Consider the following 14,172-nt stretch of genomic DNA (forward strand, 5'->3'; position numbering starts at 1 on the left):
CTATGTTTCCTGAGAGTTTTACCTTTTCCATCGCCGACTGGGTCAACGGTTGGGTGGATTCACTGGTCACCAACTATGGCGATGTGTTCAGGCACATCTCCGACACCCTGTTATGGGCCATCGTCAACCTGGAAGGCCTGCTGCGCGCCGCGCCCTGGTGGCTGATGCTGGCCATCGTCGGCGCCGTTGCCTGGCACGCCACCCGTAAAGTCCTGACCACGGCGGTGATCGTCGGGCTGTTGTTCCTGGTGGGTGCCGTCGGCCTGTGGGACAAACTGATGCAGACCCTGGCGCTGATGCTGGTCGCCACGGTGATTTCGGTGTTGATCGGCATCCCGCTGGGCATTCTGTCGGCCCGCAGCAATCGCCTGCGCTCGGTATTGATGCCGCTGCTGGACATCATGCAGACCATGCCCAGCTTCGTGTACCTGATCCCGGTGCTGATGCTGTTCGGCCTGGGCAAAGTGCCGGCGATTTTCGCCACGGTGATCTACGCCGCACCGCCGCTGATTCGCCTGACGGACCTGGGCATTCGCCAGGTCGACGGCGAGGTCATGGAAGCTATCAACGCCTTTGGCGCCAACCGCTGGCAGCAACTGTTCGGCGTGCAACTGCCGCTGGCGCTGCCGAGCATCATGGCCGGTATCAACCAGACCACCATGATGGCGTTGTCGATGGTGGTGATCGCCTCGATGATCGGCGCCCGAGGCCTGGGTGAAGATGTACTGGTCGGCATCCAGACGCTGAACGTCGGCCGTGGCCTTGAAGCCGGGCTGGCGATCGTGATTCTTGCAGTGGTCATCGACCGCATAACCCAGGCCTATGGTCGTCCACGGCATGAGGCGAGCAAATGACTACCGTCAGCAAAATCGAAGTGAAAAACGTCTTCAAGATTTTCGGCAATCGTGCCAAGGACGCGCTCTCGCTGATCGGCCAGGGTAAGACCAAGGACCAGGTGCTGGCCGAGACCGGCTGCGTGGTCGGTGTCAACGACCTGTCCCTGAGCATCGGCACCGGCGAAATTTTTGTGATCATGGGCCTGTCCGGCTCGGGCAAGTCGACCCTGGTGCGCCATTTCAACCGCCTGATCGACCCCACCAGCGGCGCGATCCTGGTGGATGGCGAAGATATCCTGCAACTGGACATGGAAGCCCTGCGTCAATTCCGTCGCCACAAGATCAGCATGGTGTTCCAGAGCTTCGGCCTGCTGCCCCACAAAAGCGTGCTCGACAACGTCGCCTACGGCCTCAAGGTGCGCGGTGAAAGCAAACAGGTGTGCGCCGAGCGCGCCCTGCACTGGATCGACACCGTGGGCCTGAAGGGCTACGAAAACAAATACCCGCATCAGCTCTCCGGCGGCATGCGCCAACGGGTGGGCCTGGCTCGTGCCCTGGCGGCCGACACCGACATCATCCTGATGGACGAAGCCTTCAGCGCCCTCGATCCGCTGATCCGCGCCGAGATGCAGGACCAGTTGCTGGAGCTGCAGAAGACCCTGCACAAGACCATCGTGTTCATCACCCACGACCTCGACGAAGCCGTGCGCATCGGCAACCGCATCGCGATCCTCAAGGACGGCAAGTTGATCCAGGTCGGCACCCCGCGCGAGATCCTGCATTCGCCGGCGGATGAGTATGTAGACCGGTTTGTCCAGCGGCGGGCGGCGGTGGTCTGACCCAGGTCCTGTGGTGAGGCTGCTGGCCCTATCGGGAGCAAGCTCCTTCCCACATTTGATCGGGTTCACACTGTCCCAACGTGGGAGGGGGGCTTGCCCCCGATGAGGCCGGCAAAGCTGTAGAGAATATGAAGAGATCAACAATGTCCCAGGCACCAAAAATCACCATCGCCGACACGCCATTGCGCTGGCAGGACGTGGTCGCCGTGGCCCGTCATGGCGCTGTCCTCGAACTGTCGACCCAGGCCTGGGCGCGGATCGATAACGCCCAGGCCATCGTGCAGCGCATCGTCAGCAGCGGTGAGCGCGCCTACGGCGTGAACACCGGGCTGGGGGCGCTGTGCAATGTGTCGCTGCAAGGCGAACAACTCAGCCAGCTGTCGCGTAACACCTTGCTCAGCCACGCGTGTGGCGTCGGCCCGGCGCTGAGCGATGAACAGACCCGCGCGATCATCTGCGCGGCCCTTGTCAACTACAGCCACGGCCATTCCGGCCTGCACCCGCAGGTGGTGCGGGCGCTGCTGGCGCTGCTCAACCATGGCATCACCCCGCAGGTGCCGTCCCAGGGATCGGTGGGTTACCTGACCCATATGGCCCACGTCGGCGTAGCGTTGCTGGGTGTCGGCAATGTGAGCTATCGCGGCGGCATCGTCTCGGCGCAGCAAGCCTTGCAGGCCGAAGGCTTGCAGCCCGTTGAGCTTGGCGCCAAGGACGGGCTGTGCCTGGTCAACGGCACGCCGTGCATGACCGGCCTGAGCTGCCTGGCCCTGGCCGATGCCCATCATCTGCTGCAATGGGCCGACGTGATCGGCGCCATGAGCTTCGAGGCCCAGCGCGGTCAGCTCGATGCGTTCGACGCAACCATCATCGCCCTCAAGCCCCACCCAGGCATGCAACAGGTGGGCGCCAACCTGCGCGCGTTGCTCGACGGCAGCGAGGTGATCGCCGCCAGCCAGGGCATTCGTACCCAGGACGCTTTGAGCCTGCGCTCGATCCCGCAGATCCACGGTGCGACGCGTGACCAGGTGGCGCACGCCACGCGGCAGATCGAGACCGAACTCAACAGCGTCACCGATAACCCGCTGGTGCTCGGCACGCCGGACAACTACCGGGTGGTGTCCCAGGCCAATCCCCACGGGCAGTCGGTCGCGCTGGCGGCGGATATGCTCGCCATCGCCATGGCCGAAATCGGCTCGGTGGCCGAGCGCCGCCTGGACCGCTTGATCAACCCCCATGTCAGCGGCTTGCCGGCGTTTCTGGTGAGCAACCCCGGGGTCAACTCCGGCATGATGATCGTGCAGTACGTCGCCGCGTCGTTGTGCGGGCAGAATCGCCAACTGGCGCAGCCGGCGGTGCTCGATAATTTCGTTACCTCGGGCCTGCAGGAAGACCACCTGAGCATGGGCACCAATGCCGCGCTCAAGCTGCACCAGGTATTGGCCAACGTGACCCAGATCCTCGCCATCGAGTACTTGCTGGCGGCCCAGGCCTTTGAATTTTTAAAGGCGCAGCGCTTCGGCGTCGGCACCGAGCGTGCCTGGCGTTTACTGCGTGAACATATCCCGCCCTATGAGCAGGACCGCTGGCTGGCGCCGGATATCGCGACCGCCGCCGCGTTGCTCAAGGACACCGCTTTGCTGCATCAAGCACTTCCCCATTTGCACTGAACAATAATTCCAAAGGAGCATCACTGTGACTGCGCTAAACCTGATTCCGGGCCAACTGAGCCTCGCCCAACTGCGGGCCATCTATCAGCAGCCGGTAACCCTCAGCCTGGATGACAGCGCATCGGCGCAGATCGACGCCAGCGTGGCGTGTGTCGAGCAGATCCTCGCCGAAAACCGCACCGCCTACGGCATCAACACCGGCTTTGGCCTGCTGGCCTCCACGCGTATCGCCAGCGCCGACCTGGAAAACCTCCAGCGTTCCCTGGTGTTGTCCCACGCCGCCGGTGTTGGCGAGCCGATCAGCGACGCATTGGTGCGGCTGGTCATGGTGCTCAAGGTCAACAGCCTCAGCCGTGGCTTCTCCGGTATCCGTCGCGTGGTGATTGACGCGCTGATCGCGCTGATCAACGCAGAGGTGTACCCGCATATTCCTTTGAAAGGTTCGGTGGGCGCCTCCGGTGACTTGGCGCCCCTGGCCCACATGTCCCTTGTGCTGCTCGGCGAAGGCAAGGCGCGCTACAAAGGCGAATGGCTTGAAGCGAAAGACGCGCTCAAGATCGCCGGCCTCGCGCCGCTGACCCTGGCGGCGAAGGAAGGCCTGGCGCTGCTTAACGGTACTCAGGTGTCCACGGCGTATGCCTTGCGCGGCCTGTTCGAAGGTGAAGACCTGTTCGCCGGCGCCCTGGCGTGCGGCGGTCTTACCGTGGAAGCGGTGCTGGGTTCGCGCTCGCCCTTCGACGCACGCATTCATGCGGCTCGCGGTCAACGCGGGCAGATCGATTCGGCGGCGGCCTACCGTGATCTGCTGGGTGAAAGCAGCCAGGTCTCGCAGTCGCACCAGAACTGCGACAAGGTGCAGGATCCGTATTCCCTGCGTTGCCAGCCACAAGTCATGGGCGCCTGCCTGACCCAGTTCCGCCAGGCTGCCGAAGTGCTGGCGGTGGAGGCCAACGCCGTCTCCGATAACCCCCTGGTATTTGCCGCCGAAGGCGACGTGATTTCCGGCGGTAACTTCCACGCCGAGCCGGTGGCCATGGCCGCCGACAACATGGCACTGGCCATCGCCGAAATCGGTTCGCTCAGCGAGCGCCGTATCTCGCTGATGATGGACAAGCACATGTCCCAGTTGCCGCCGTTCCTGGTGGGCAATGGCGGGGTCAACTCCGGCTTCATGATCGCCCAGGTCACCGCCGCCGCGCTGGCCAGTGAGAACAAGGCATTGGCCCATCCCCACAGCGTCGACAGCCTGCCGACCTCCGCCAACCAGGAAGACCACGTTTCAATGGCCCCGGCTGCCGGCAAGCGCCTGTGGGAAATGGCCGAAAACACCCGTGGCATCCTCGCCGTGGAATGGCTGGCGGCGTGCCAGGGCCTGGACCTGCGCGAAGGCTTGAAAACCTCGCCGAAACTGGAAAAAGCCCGTGGCATCCTGCGCAGCAAAGTGGCGTTTTACGACAAGGACCGCTTTTTCGCCCCGGACATCATCGCCGCCAGTGAACTGCTCGCCGGCCGCTGCCTGAACGAGCTGGTCCCGGCCCGGTTGCTGCCGAGCCTGTAACCCAAGGAGTGTCGGATGAAAACCCTTTGGCAGCACTGCCACGTCGCAACCATGGCCCAGGGCAAGTACTCGATCATCGAGGATGCGGCCATGGTCACCGCCGGTTCGCTGATCGAGTGGATCGGCCCACGCAGCCAGGCGCCGAGCGCGGATTACGCCCAGGTCCACGACCTGCAAGGCGCGTGGGTAACCCCCGGGCTGATCGATTGCCACACTCATACGGTGTTCGGCGGCAACCGCAGCGGCGAATTCGAGCAACGCCTTGAAGGCGTGAGCTATGCCGAGATCGCGGCCCAGGGCGGCGGGATCGCCAGCACCGTGCGCGCCACCCGCGCCGCCAGTGAAGATGAACTGTTCGCCAGCGCTCATAAGCGCCTGCGCAGTCTGCTGCGTGACGGTGTGACCACGGTGGAAATCAAATCCGGCTACGGCCTGGACCTGGCCAACGAGCGCAAGATGCTGCGCGTGGCCCGACGCCTGGGGGAAGCGCTGCCGGTCAGCGTGCGCGCTACCTGCCTGGCCGCCCATGCCTTGCCGCCGGAGTACAAGGACCGTACCGACGACTATATCGAGCATATCTGCAGCGAAATGCTGCCGGCCCTGGCGGCCGAAGGGCTGGTGGATGCGGTGGATGCGTTCTGCGAATACCTGGCATTTTCCCCGGCACAAGTGGCCCGCGTGTTTGACGTCGCGCAGCAACTTGGCCTGCCGGTGAAGCTGCACGCCGAACAACTGTCCTCGCTGCACGGCTCCAGCCTGGCGGCGCGTTATCACGCATTGTCGGCGGACCACCTGGAGTTTATGACCGAAGAAGACGCCATCGCCATGGCCGCCGCCGGCACCGTTGCGGTGTTGCTGCCGGGGGCATTCTACTTTCTGCGTGAGACTCAGTTGCCGCCCATGGAGGCCCTGCGCAAGCACGGTGTGAAAATCGCCATCGCCAGCGACCTCAACCCCGGCACCTCGCCAGCGCTGTCTGTGCGCCTGATGCTGAACATGGCCTGCACCTTGTTCCGCATGACCCCGGAAGAAGCCCTGGCCGGCGCCACGCAACACGCGGCCACCGCCCTGGGCATGGGCCACACCCACGGTTCGCTGGAGGTGGGCAAGGTTGCGGATTTTGTCGCCTGGCAAATCGACCGTCCAGCCGACCTGGCTTACTGGCTGGGCGGCGAACTGGATAAACGCGTCGTGCGCCATGGCGTCGATGCCATCGTCTAAGGAGTACCGTTGTGGATAAGGTTCTGAACTTCAAACAAGGCCGCACACCGCTGCTGATCAGCATGCCTCACGCCGGCTTGCGCCTGACGCCTGCGGTAAAGGCCGGGCTGATCCCCGAGGCGCAAAGCTTGCCGGACACCGACTGGCATATTCCTTTGCTGTATGACTTTGCCGAGGAATTGGGTGCCAGCACCTTGTCGGCGGAGTATTCGCGGTTTGTCATCGATCTGAACCGACCGTCCGACGACACGCCGCTGTATGCCGGCGCCACCACCGGCCTGTACCCCAAAACCCTGTTCGATGGCGTGCCGTTGTTTCTGGAAGGCCAGGAACCCTCCGAGGAAGAACGGGCGACCTACCTGCAGAAAATCTGGGGCCCCTACCACCGCGCGCTGCAGGAGGAGCTGGCACGACTCAAGGCAGAGTTCGGCTATGCGCTGCTGTTCGATGCGCACTCGATTCGCTCGGTGATCCCGCACCTGTTCGACGGCAAACTGCCGGACTTCAACCTCGGCACCTTCAACGGCGCGGCCTGCGCCCCGGAACTGGCCGGCCAATTGGAAGCCATCTGCGCCAGGCACCCGCAGTACACCCATGTGCTCAACGGGCGCTTCAAGGGCGGGCATATCACCCGGCATTACGGCGACCCGGCCGAGAATATCCACGCCGTGCAGCTGGAATTGTGCCAGAGCACCTATATGGAGGAGTTCGAACCGTTCAAGTACCGCGCCGACCTGGCCGAGCCGACGCAGGTGGTGTTGAAACAGTTGCTCGAAGGCCTGCTGGCCTGGGGGCGCAAGCGTTACGGCTAGGCAGGATCTGCAGCGCAGGTCTTGCCCTCAGCCCAAGACAGCCCCAACCGTGGGAGGGGCCTGCCCTGGATTGCACCCTGCCAGGCACTTATCCCACCAATGGCTGGCTAAGCCTTCCTAAGCTGGGCGAAGGGCTGACACAGGTCTAAGCGCTCAAGGACATGCTCATTGCACAATTCGGGTTTATAGTGCCAGACGGCAGAATAATAGACGTCCCCCCAGGGATGAACCCGAACCCCTACGGAGCGCGCAATGCAGACTTGGTTCCCGCAGATCAAACCCTACGCCCGGCACGATCTGGCTGTCGATGACACGCATACCCTGTATGTCGATGAAAGTGGCTCCCCCGAAGGCTTGCCGGTTGTATTCATCCATGGTGGCCCCGGCGCCGGTTGCGATGCCCAAAGCCGTTGCTATTTCGATCCCAACCTGTATCGCATCGTTACCTTCGACCAGCGCGGTTGCGGTCGCTCTACGCCGCGCGCCAGCCTGGAGAACAACACCACCTGGGACCTGGTCGCCGACATGGAGCGCATCCGCGAGCACCTGGGCATCGATAAATGGGTGCTGTTCGGCGGTTCCTGGGGCTCGACCCTGGCGCTGGCCTATGCGCAGACCCATCCCGAGCGCGTGCATGGCCTGATCGTGCGCGGCATCTTCCTGGCCCGCCCGCAGGACATTCACTGGTTCTACCAGGAAGGCGCGAGCCGCCTGTTCCCGGATTACTGGCAGGATTACATCGCGCCGATCCCGGCCGACGAGCGTCACGACATGATCGCGGCGTATCACAAACGCCTCACCGGCAATGACCAGATCGCCCAGATGCACGCGGCCAAGGCCTGGTCCGGCTGGGAAGGGCGCATGCTCGGCCTGTGCCCGAGCCCGCAGCATGTGGAGCGGTTTTCCGAGCCGCAGCGGGCGCTGTCGATTGCGCGCATCGAGTGCCATTACTTCACCAACCACTCGTTCCTGGAGCCTGACCAGCTGATTCGCGATATGCACAAGATCGCGCACCTGCCTGGCGTAATCATCCACGGGCGCTACGATATGATCTGCCCGTTGGATAACGCCTGGGAATTACACCAGGCGTGGCCCAACAGCGAGCTGCAGGTGATCCGCGAGGCGGGCCATGCGGCGTCCGAGCCAGGCATCACGGATGCGCTGGTACGCGCGACCGGCGAAATGGCCCGGCGTTTGCTCGACCTGCCGCCTGAAGAAGCATGAAGGGCCTGCTGCAGCGGGTGCTTGGCGCCCGAGTCGAGGTGGCGGGTGAAACCGTGGGTGCCATCGACCAGGGGTTGCTGGTGCTGGTGGCGGTGGAGCCTTCAGATACGCCCGAAAGCGCCGACAAACTGCTGCACCGGCTGCTGAACTATCGGGTGTTCGGCGATGACGAAGGCAAGATGAACCTGTCGCTCAAGGACATTGACGGCGGATTGCTGCTGGTCTCGCAGTTCACCCTGGCGGCGGACACCAAGAGCGGGTTGCGGCCCAGCTTCTCCACAGCGGCCCCTCCGGCCCTGGGAGCGGCGCTTTTTGATCACTTGCTGTTACAAGCGCAACAATTGCATGGCAAGGTGGCTTCGGGCCGTTTTGGCGCGGATATGCAGGTGCATTTGGTCAATGATGGCCCTGTGACCTTCCTCCTGCAGACGTGAATGTATTGAAAACGACTTTTAATGCTTAAAAACGCAGGATTTCGCTACAAATACTTCGTTGCCCCTGATGCGTTGTCTCGCGGGCTACTAGATAATCGCGCGCTACGGGGATCAGCGTTGTTTGGTCCATTTTTGACTTAGGTAGAGACTTGTCCGACATCCACTGGGGAATCATTTTGACCCAGGGGAGTCGGAACAATGCTCGCCAACCTGGCATATAGATAGCTGGCCGTTGGTTTTTTGATCTGTTTTCGGCGAGGGTTGCTCGTGATTGTTAGTCCCTGTAATGCACCAAAATTGTCTGCCAAACGGTTACGAAACGCACTGGTGACGGGCTCTGCCCTGTTTTGCCTGTTCGGCGCGGGTCAACTGTGGGCATTCAATCTGGATGATGTGTCGGCCAAGGCAAAAGAGCTGGCTGGGCAGAAATACGAAGCTCCGCGCAGCAATCTGCCGAACGAATTCCGCGAAATGAAGTTCGCGGACTACCAGAAGATTCGTTTCCGCAATGAAAAAGCCGAGTGGGCCGATCAAAACACCCCGTTCAAGCTGTCCTTCTATCACCAGGGTATGCACTTCGATACACCGGTGAAAATCAACGAAGTGACCGCTGACAGCGTCCAGGAAATCAAATACGACCCGTCGCGTTTTGACTTCGGCGACGTGAAATTTGACCCTAAAGCCACCGAACAGCTGGGTTATGCCGGTTTCCGTGTGCTCTACCCGATCAACAAGGGCGACAAGCAAGACGAAATCATGACCATGCTCGGCGCCAGCTACTTCCGCGTCGTGGGCAAGGATCAGGTGTATGGCCTGTCCGCCCGCGGCATGGCGATCGACACCGCGCTGCCGTCCGGCGAAGAGTTCCCACGCTTCACCGAGTTCTGGATCGAGCGTCCTAAGCCGGGTGACAAGCACCTGGTGATCTTCGCCCTGTTGGACTCGCCACGCGCGACCGGCGCCTATCGCCTGACCCTGCGTCCGGGCACCGACACGGTGGTCGACGTCAAATCCCAGATGTACCTGCGGGACAAGGTCAGCAAGCTGGGCGTTGCCCCATTGACCAGCATGTTCCTGTTCGGCGCGAACCAGCCGTCCAAGGTGCTCAACTACCGTCGCGAGCTGCATGATTCCAGTGGCCTGTCGATCCATGCCGGCAACGGCGAGTGGATCTGGCGTCCACTGAACAACCCTAAACACCTGTCGGTCAGCAACTTCAGCGTAGAAAACCCGCGTGGTTTCGGTCTGCTGCAACGTGGCCGCAACTTCAGCCACTACGAAGACCTGGACGATAACTACGACAAGCGTCCAAGCGCCTGGATCGAACCTGAAGGCGATTGGGGCAAAGGCTCCGTGGACCTGGTTGAGATCCCGACCGCCGACGAGACCAACGACAACATCGTTGCGTTCTGGAGCCCGGAAAAACTGCCGGAAGTCGGCCAGCCGCTCGACGTCGCCTACCGCCTGCACTGGACCCTCGACGACGCCGCGTTCCACTCGCCGGACAGCGCGTGGGTCAAGCAGACCCTGCGTTCGACCGGTGACGTCAAGCAATCCAACCTGATCCGTCAGCCGGATGGCAGCGTCGCGTACCTGGTGGACTTCGAAGGCCCGTCCCTGAAAAAACTGCTGCCGGATGCGCCCGTGCGCAGCCAGGTGAGCGTGGGTGACAACGCTGAACTGGTTGAAAACAGCGTGCGTTACAACGAGCACACCAAAGGCTGGCGCCTGACCCTGCGCATGAAGATCAAGGACGCGAGCAAGCCGACCGAAATGCGTGCTGCCCTGGTGCAGGACGTTGCTCCGGCCGAGCCTGAGCATGTGTCCACCCAGGTTCTCAAGGCCGACAAGGTCCTGGCCAAGCAACATGAGAAGCAGGCCAAAAAAGACGCCAAGGACAAGGAAGCCAAGCAGCCGGAAGCTGCCCCAGCCACACCGGAGCCGATCAAGACTGAAGAAGTCCTGACCGAAACCTGGAGCTATCAGTTGCCTGCCGATGAGTAATTCCCAAGCCCAGCCAGAGACTCTGTCCGAGTATCTGGCGCATCTCCCGATGACCCCAGAGCAGCGCGCCGAACTGGCGGGCTGCACCTCCTTCGCCGAACTGCACGAGCGCCTGTCGTCCGCAACCTTCGACGCGCCGGTCGACGCCGCACAGGCGTCGGTTGGCCGCCGGTTGACGCTCAACACCGCCGAAGAGCTGCAGGACGCGGAAATGCTTGCGGTCGACGCCGCCGGTCGCGTGTGCCTTAAGGCCACGCCGCCGATCCGTCGTACCCGCGTAGTGCCGGAGCCGTGGCGCACCAATATCCTGGTGCGCGGCTGGCGTCGCATCACCGGGCGCAGCAACCCGCCCAAGCCGCCGAAGGATGAACGCGTACTGCCGGCCGCGCGCTGGCGCACCGTCGGCTCGATCCGCCGCTACATCCTGCTGGTGCTGATGCTGGGCCAGACCATCGTGGCCGGCTGGTACATGAAAGGCATCATGCCGTACCAGGGCTGGTCGCTGGTCGACTTCGACGAAATCCGCAACCAGACCCTGCTGCAGACCGCGACCCAGGTGCTGCCCTACGCGCTGCAGACCAGCATCCTGATCATGTTCGGGATTTTGTTCTGCTGGGTGTCGGCCGGTTTCTGGACGGCGCTGATGGGCTTCCTCGAATTGCTCACCGGTCACGATAAATACCGGATCTCCGGTAAAAGTGCCGGTGACGAGCCGATTCCGAAAGACGCCCGTACCGCGCTGGTGATGCCGATCTGCAACGAAGACGTGCCCCGGGTATTCGCCGGTCTGCGCGCCACGTTCGAATCGGTGGCCGCCACCGGTGACCTGGACCGTTTCGACTTCTTCGTGCTCAGCGACAGTAACGACGCCGACATCTGCATCGCCGAACAGCAGGCCTGGCTCGACGTGTGCCGCGAAGCCGGTGGCTTCGGCAAGATCTTCTATCGCCGTCGCCGTCGTCGCGTCAAACGCAAGAGCGGCAACCTCGACGACTTCTGCCGTCGTTGGGGCGGTGACTACAAGTACATGGTGGTGCTCGACGCCGACAGCGTCATGAGCGGCGAATGCCTGACCAGCCTGGTACGCCTGATGGAAGCCACGCCGGATGCCGGGATTATCCAGACTGCGCCACGTGCGTCGGGCATGGACACCCTGTATGCGCGCATGCAGCAGTTCGCCACCCGCGTGTACGGCCCGCTGTTCACTGCCGGCCTGCACTTCTGGCAGCTGGGTGAATCCCACTACTGGGGTCACAACGCTATCATCCGCATGAAGCCGTTTATCGAGCACTGCGCCCTGGCGCCGTTGCCGGGTAAAGGTGCGTTCGCCGGGTCCATCCTGTCCCACGACTTCGTTGAAGCGGCGCTGATGCGCCGTGCCGGCTGGGGCGTGTGGATTGCCTACGACCTGCCGGGCAGCTATGAAGAACTGCCGCCGAACCTGCTGGACGAACTCAAGCGTGACCGTCGCTGGTGCCACGGCAACCTGATGAACTTCCGTCTGTTCCTGGTTAAAGGCATGCACCCGGTACACCGTGCGGTGTTCCTGACCGGCGTGATGTCCTACCTGTCGGCGCCGTTGTGGTTCCTGTTCCTGGTGCTGTCCACCGCGCTGCTGGCGGTAAACACCCTGATGGAGCCGCAGTACTTCATGGCGCCGCGCCAGCTTTACCCGCTGTGGCCGCAATGGCATCCGGACAAGGCGGTGGCGCTGTTCTCCACCACCATCGTGCTGTTGTTCCTGCCTAAACTGCTGAGCATCATCCTGATCTGGGCCAAGGGCGCGAAAGAGTTCGGCGGCAAGTTCAAGGTCACGATGTCGATGCTGCTGGAGATGCTGTTCTCCATGCTGCTGGCGCCGGTGCGGATGATTTTCCACACCCGTTTCGTGCTCGCCGCCTTCCTCGGCTGGGCCGCGACCTGGAATTCGCCCAAGCGAGATGACGACTCCACCACGTGGGGCGAGGCGTTTAAACGCCACGGCACGCAAACCTTGTTGGGCTTCCTGTGGGCCTTGCTGGTGGTGTGGTTGAACCCAAGCTTCCTGTGGTGGCTGGTGCCGATCGTCGGTTCGCTGATGTTGTCGATTCCGGTGTCGGTGATCTCCAGCCGGGTGAATCTGGGCATCAAGTCCCGCGATGAGAGCCTGTTCCTCATTCCTGAGGAATACAATCCGCCGCAGGCGCTGTTGTCGACCGACAAGTACACCCACGAGAACCGTTGGCACGCGCTGCACGACGGCTTCGTGCGCTCGGTGGTCGACCCGCAGCAGAATGCCCTGGCCTGTGCACTGGCGACGTCGCGTCACGGCCAGGCCGAGCCGATCGAGTACCTGCGTGCCGAACGGGTTCGTCATGCCTTGAAGGTCGGTCCCGCCGGCCTCAACAATGCCGAACGCGTGGCTTTGCTCAGCGACCCGGTGGCCCTGGCTCGCCTGCACGAGCAGGTCTGGAGCGAAGGGCATCCCGAATGGCTCGCCGCCTGGCGTGACTCGATCAAGGCCGACCCTCACGCGCCGTTGCTGCCGTTGCAACCGCAGTCGTCCCAGGCCCAACCAGCCTGATTCAGACACCCCCGAGGGCTCACCTCGGGGGTGTTTCAAGCGCAGTTCCTACAGCGCTTACCGCTTGCCTCTTATCGCCGTAACCTCTTGTTATTTCGAAACAAAATACCCGGTTCCAGGGCGTATTGACGTGCCCGTGAGTAGGTTAGGATCGCCCCCAAATTCGACTCGGCCACAGGGGGATTCATGATCAAAAGGTACTGTTCGGCGTTGCTGATGGGGGCTGTCGCGTTGATTCACAACGGCGTGACGCAGGCGGGCGCCATTGACGATGCTGTGCGGCGGGGCGTGCTGAAAGTAGGCACTACGCCCACCTACATTCCTTTTGAAATGACCGATAAGCAGGGCCGCATCGTCGGTTTTGAAATCGACCTGCTCAAGGAAATGAGTCAAGCCATGGGCGTCGAGCTTGAGCTGGTCGCCGTGCCGTATACCGAGCTGTTGCCGGGGCTGCTGGCGAAAAAATTCGACATCATCGGCAGCGGCATGACCGTTACCCAGGAGCGCAACCTGAAGCTCAACTTCAGCGACTCCTTCATCGTGGTCGGCCAGACCGTGCTGCTGCACCCAAGCCTGGCCGGCAAAGTCACCAGCGTGGAAGATCTGGACGATGCCGGTTATCGCATCGCTGTTACCGAGGGCACCACCGGCGAAGTCGCGGCGAAACGCTTCCTGGCAGCGGCCCGATTGAGCAGCTTTGCCACCCCGGAGGAGGGCGTGCGCCAAGTCGTCAACGGAAACGCCGATGCGTTTATCCACGACGCGCCCTACAACCTGATCGCCCTGAGCCGGATGCAAAATAGCCGGTTATTGCTGCTGGAGCAGCCGTTCACCTTTGAGCCCTTGGCCTTCGGCTTGAAAAAAGGCGATTTCGACAGTCTCAACTGGATCAACCACTTTCTCAATCAAGTGGCCCAGGACGGCACCTACGATCGCCTGCATGACAAGTGGTTCAAGGACACGGGCTGGCTGGTGGGCGTCGACTGACCGCTGAGGGTTTGCACATCGGTGTCT

At 62.4% G+C, this 14,172-nt stretch carries 11 protein-coding genes; all 11 read left to right on the forward strand.

Annotation, left to right across the window (positions count from 1 at the left end; all coding sequences use genetic code 11):
- The first annotated feature begins 2 nt into the window (after window positions 1-2).
- The 11 genes from PSH94_RS01710 to PSH94_RS01760 all read left to right on the forward strand — a co-directional run bounded on the left by PSH94_RS01710 (window position 3) and on the right by PSH94_RS01760 (window position 14,145).
- Window positions 3-854, forward strand: coding sequence for a proline/glycine betaine ABC transporter permease (locus PSH94_RS01710; RefSeq protein ID WP_034095466.1), 852 nt, complete (start codon window positions 3-5; stop codon window positions 852-854).
- Window positions 851-1,675: a glycine betaine/L-proline ABC transporter ATP-binding protein gene (locus PSH94_RS01715; RefSeq protein ID WP_181080305.1), complete on the forward strand. Its 825-nt coding sequence runs from the start codon at window positions 851-853 to the stop codon at window positions 1,673-1,675. The genes PSH94_RS01710 and PSH94_RS01715 overlap by 4 nt, the downstream gene beginning before the upstream one ends.
- Window positions 1,676-1,818: 143 nt before the next feature.
- A complete protein-coding gene (hutH, locus tag PSH94_RS01720; protein WP_181080306.1) occupies window positions 1,819-3,342 on the forward strand; it encodes a histidine ammonia-lyase in 1,524 nt (507 codons plus the stop codon).
- 25 nt (window positions 3,343-3,367) lie between these two features.
- Window positions 3,368-4,900 carry a histidine ammonia-lyase gene (gene hutH, locus PSH94_RS01725; protein WP_181080307.1) on the forward strand — a complete coding sequence of 511 codons (1,533 nt, stop codon included), beginning with the start codon at window positions 3,368-3,370 and terminating at the stop codon, window positions 4,898-4,900.
- Between the two features lie 15 nt (window positions 4,901-4,915).
- A complete protein-coding gene (hutI, locus tag PSH94_RS01730) occupies window positions 4,916-6,121 on the forward strand; it encodes an imidazolonepropionase (protein WP_181080308.1) in 1,206 nt (401 codons plus the stop codon).
- 11 nt (window positions 6,122-6,132) lie between these two features.
- Window positions 6,133-6,933, forward strand: coding sequence for an N-formylglutamate deformylase (hutG, locus tag PSH94_RS01735; protein WP_266245528.1), 801 nt, complete (start codon window positions 6,133-6,135; stop codon window positions 6,931-6,933).
- Window positions 6,934-7,185: 252 nt separating this feature from the next.
- Complete coding sequence (gene pip / locus PSH94_RS01740; RefSeq protein ID WP_181080310.1) at window positions 7,186-8,157, forward strand: prolyl aminopeptidase; 972 nt, start codon at window positions 7,186-7,188, stop codon at window positions 8,155-8,157.
- The gene (gene dtd, locus PSH94_RS01745) at window positions 8,154-8,591 is read left to right on the forward strand and encodes a D-aminoacyl-tRNA deacylase (protein ID WP_181080311.1); all 438 of its coding nucleotides are present in this window, start codon (window positions 8,154-8,156) and stop codon (window positions 8,589-8,591) included. The genes pip and dtd overlap by 4 nt, the downstream gene beginning before the upstream one ends.
- 324 nt (window positions 8,592-8,915) lie before the next feature.
- Entirely contained in the window at window positions 8,916-10,595 is a 1,680-nt protein-coding gene (locus tag PSH94_RS01750) for a glucan biosynthesis protein G (protein ID WP_370694753.1), read from the forward strand.
- A complete protein-coding gene (gene mdoH / locus PSH94_RS01755) occupies window positions 10,588-13,158 on the forward strand; it encodes a glucans biosynthesis glucosyltransferase MdoH (protein ID WP_181080313.1) in 2,571 nt (856 codons plus the stop codon). The genes PSH94_RS01750 and mdoH overlap by 8 nt, the downstream gene beginning before the upstream one ends.
- Before the next feature lie 186 nt (window positions 13,159-13,344).
- The gene (locus PSH94_RS01760; RefSeq protein WP_253510029.1) at window positions 13,345-14,145 is read left to right on the forward strand and encodes a transporter substrate-binding domain-containing protein; all 801 of its coding nucleotides are present in this window, start codon (window positions 13,345-13,347) and stop codon (window positions 14,143-14,145) included.
- Window positions 14,146-14,172 lie beyond the last annotated feature (27 nt).

The organism is Pseudomonas sp. FP2254 (genome assembly GCF_030687695.1).
In the GTDB taxonomy this organism is placed as follows: domain Bacteria; phylum Pseudomonadota; class Gammaproteobacteria; order Pseudomonadales; family Pseudomonadaceae; genus Aquipseudomonas; species Aquipseudomonas quebecensis.

Excerpts from the sequence above, each read along its gene's own strand:
- pip (WP_181080310.1), top strand. The coding sequence starts at position 7,186 with ATGCAGACTTGGTTCCCGCAGATCAAACCCTACGCCCGGCACGATCTG.
- PSH94_RS01710 (WP_034095466.1), top strand. The coding sequence starts at position 3 with ATGTTTCCTGAGAGTTTTACCTTTTCCATCGCCGACTGGGTCAACGGT.
- PSH94_RS01760 (WP_253510029.1), top strand. The coding sequence starts at position 13,345 with ATGATCAAAAGGTACTGTTCGGCGTTGCTGATGGGGGCTGTCGCGTTG.
- hutH (WP_181080306.1), top strand. The coding sequence starts at position 1,819 with ATGTCCCAGGCACCAAAAATCACCATCGCCGACACGCCATTGCGCTGG.
- PSH94_RS01715 (WP_181080305.1), top strand. The coding sequence starts at position 851 with ATGACTACCGTCAGCAAAATCGAAGTGAAAAACGTCTTCAAGATTTTC.
- hutI (WP_181080308.1), top strand. The coding sequence starts at position 4,916 with ATGAAAACCCTTTGGCAGCACTGCCACGTCGCAACCATGGCCCAGGGC.
- dtd (WP_181080311.1), top strand. The coding sequence starts at position 8,154 with ATGAAGGGCCTGCTGCAGCGGGTGCTTGGCGCCCGAGTCGAGGTGGCG.
- mdoH (WP_181080313.1), top strand. The coding sequence starts at position 10,588 with ATGAGTAATTCCCAAGCCCAGCCAGAGACTCTGTCCGAGTATCTGGCG.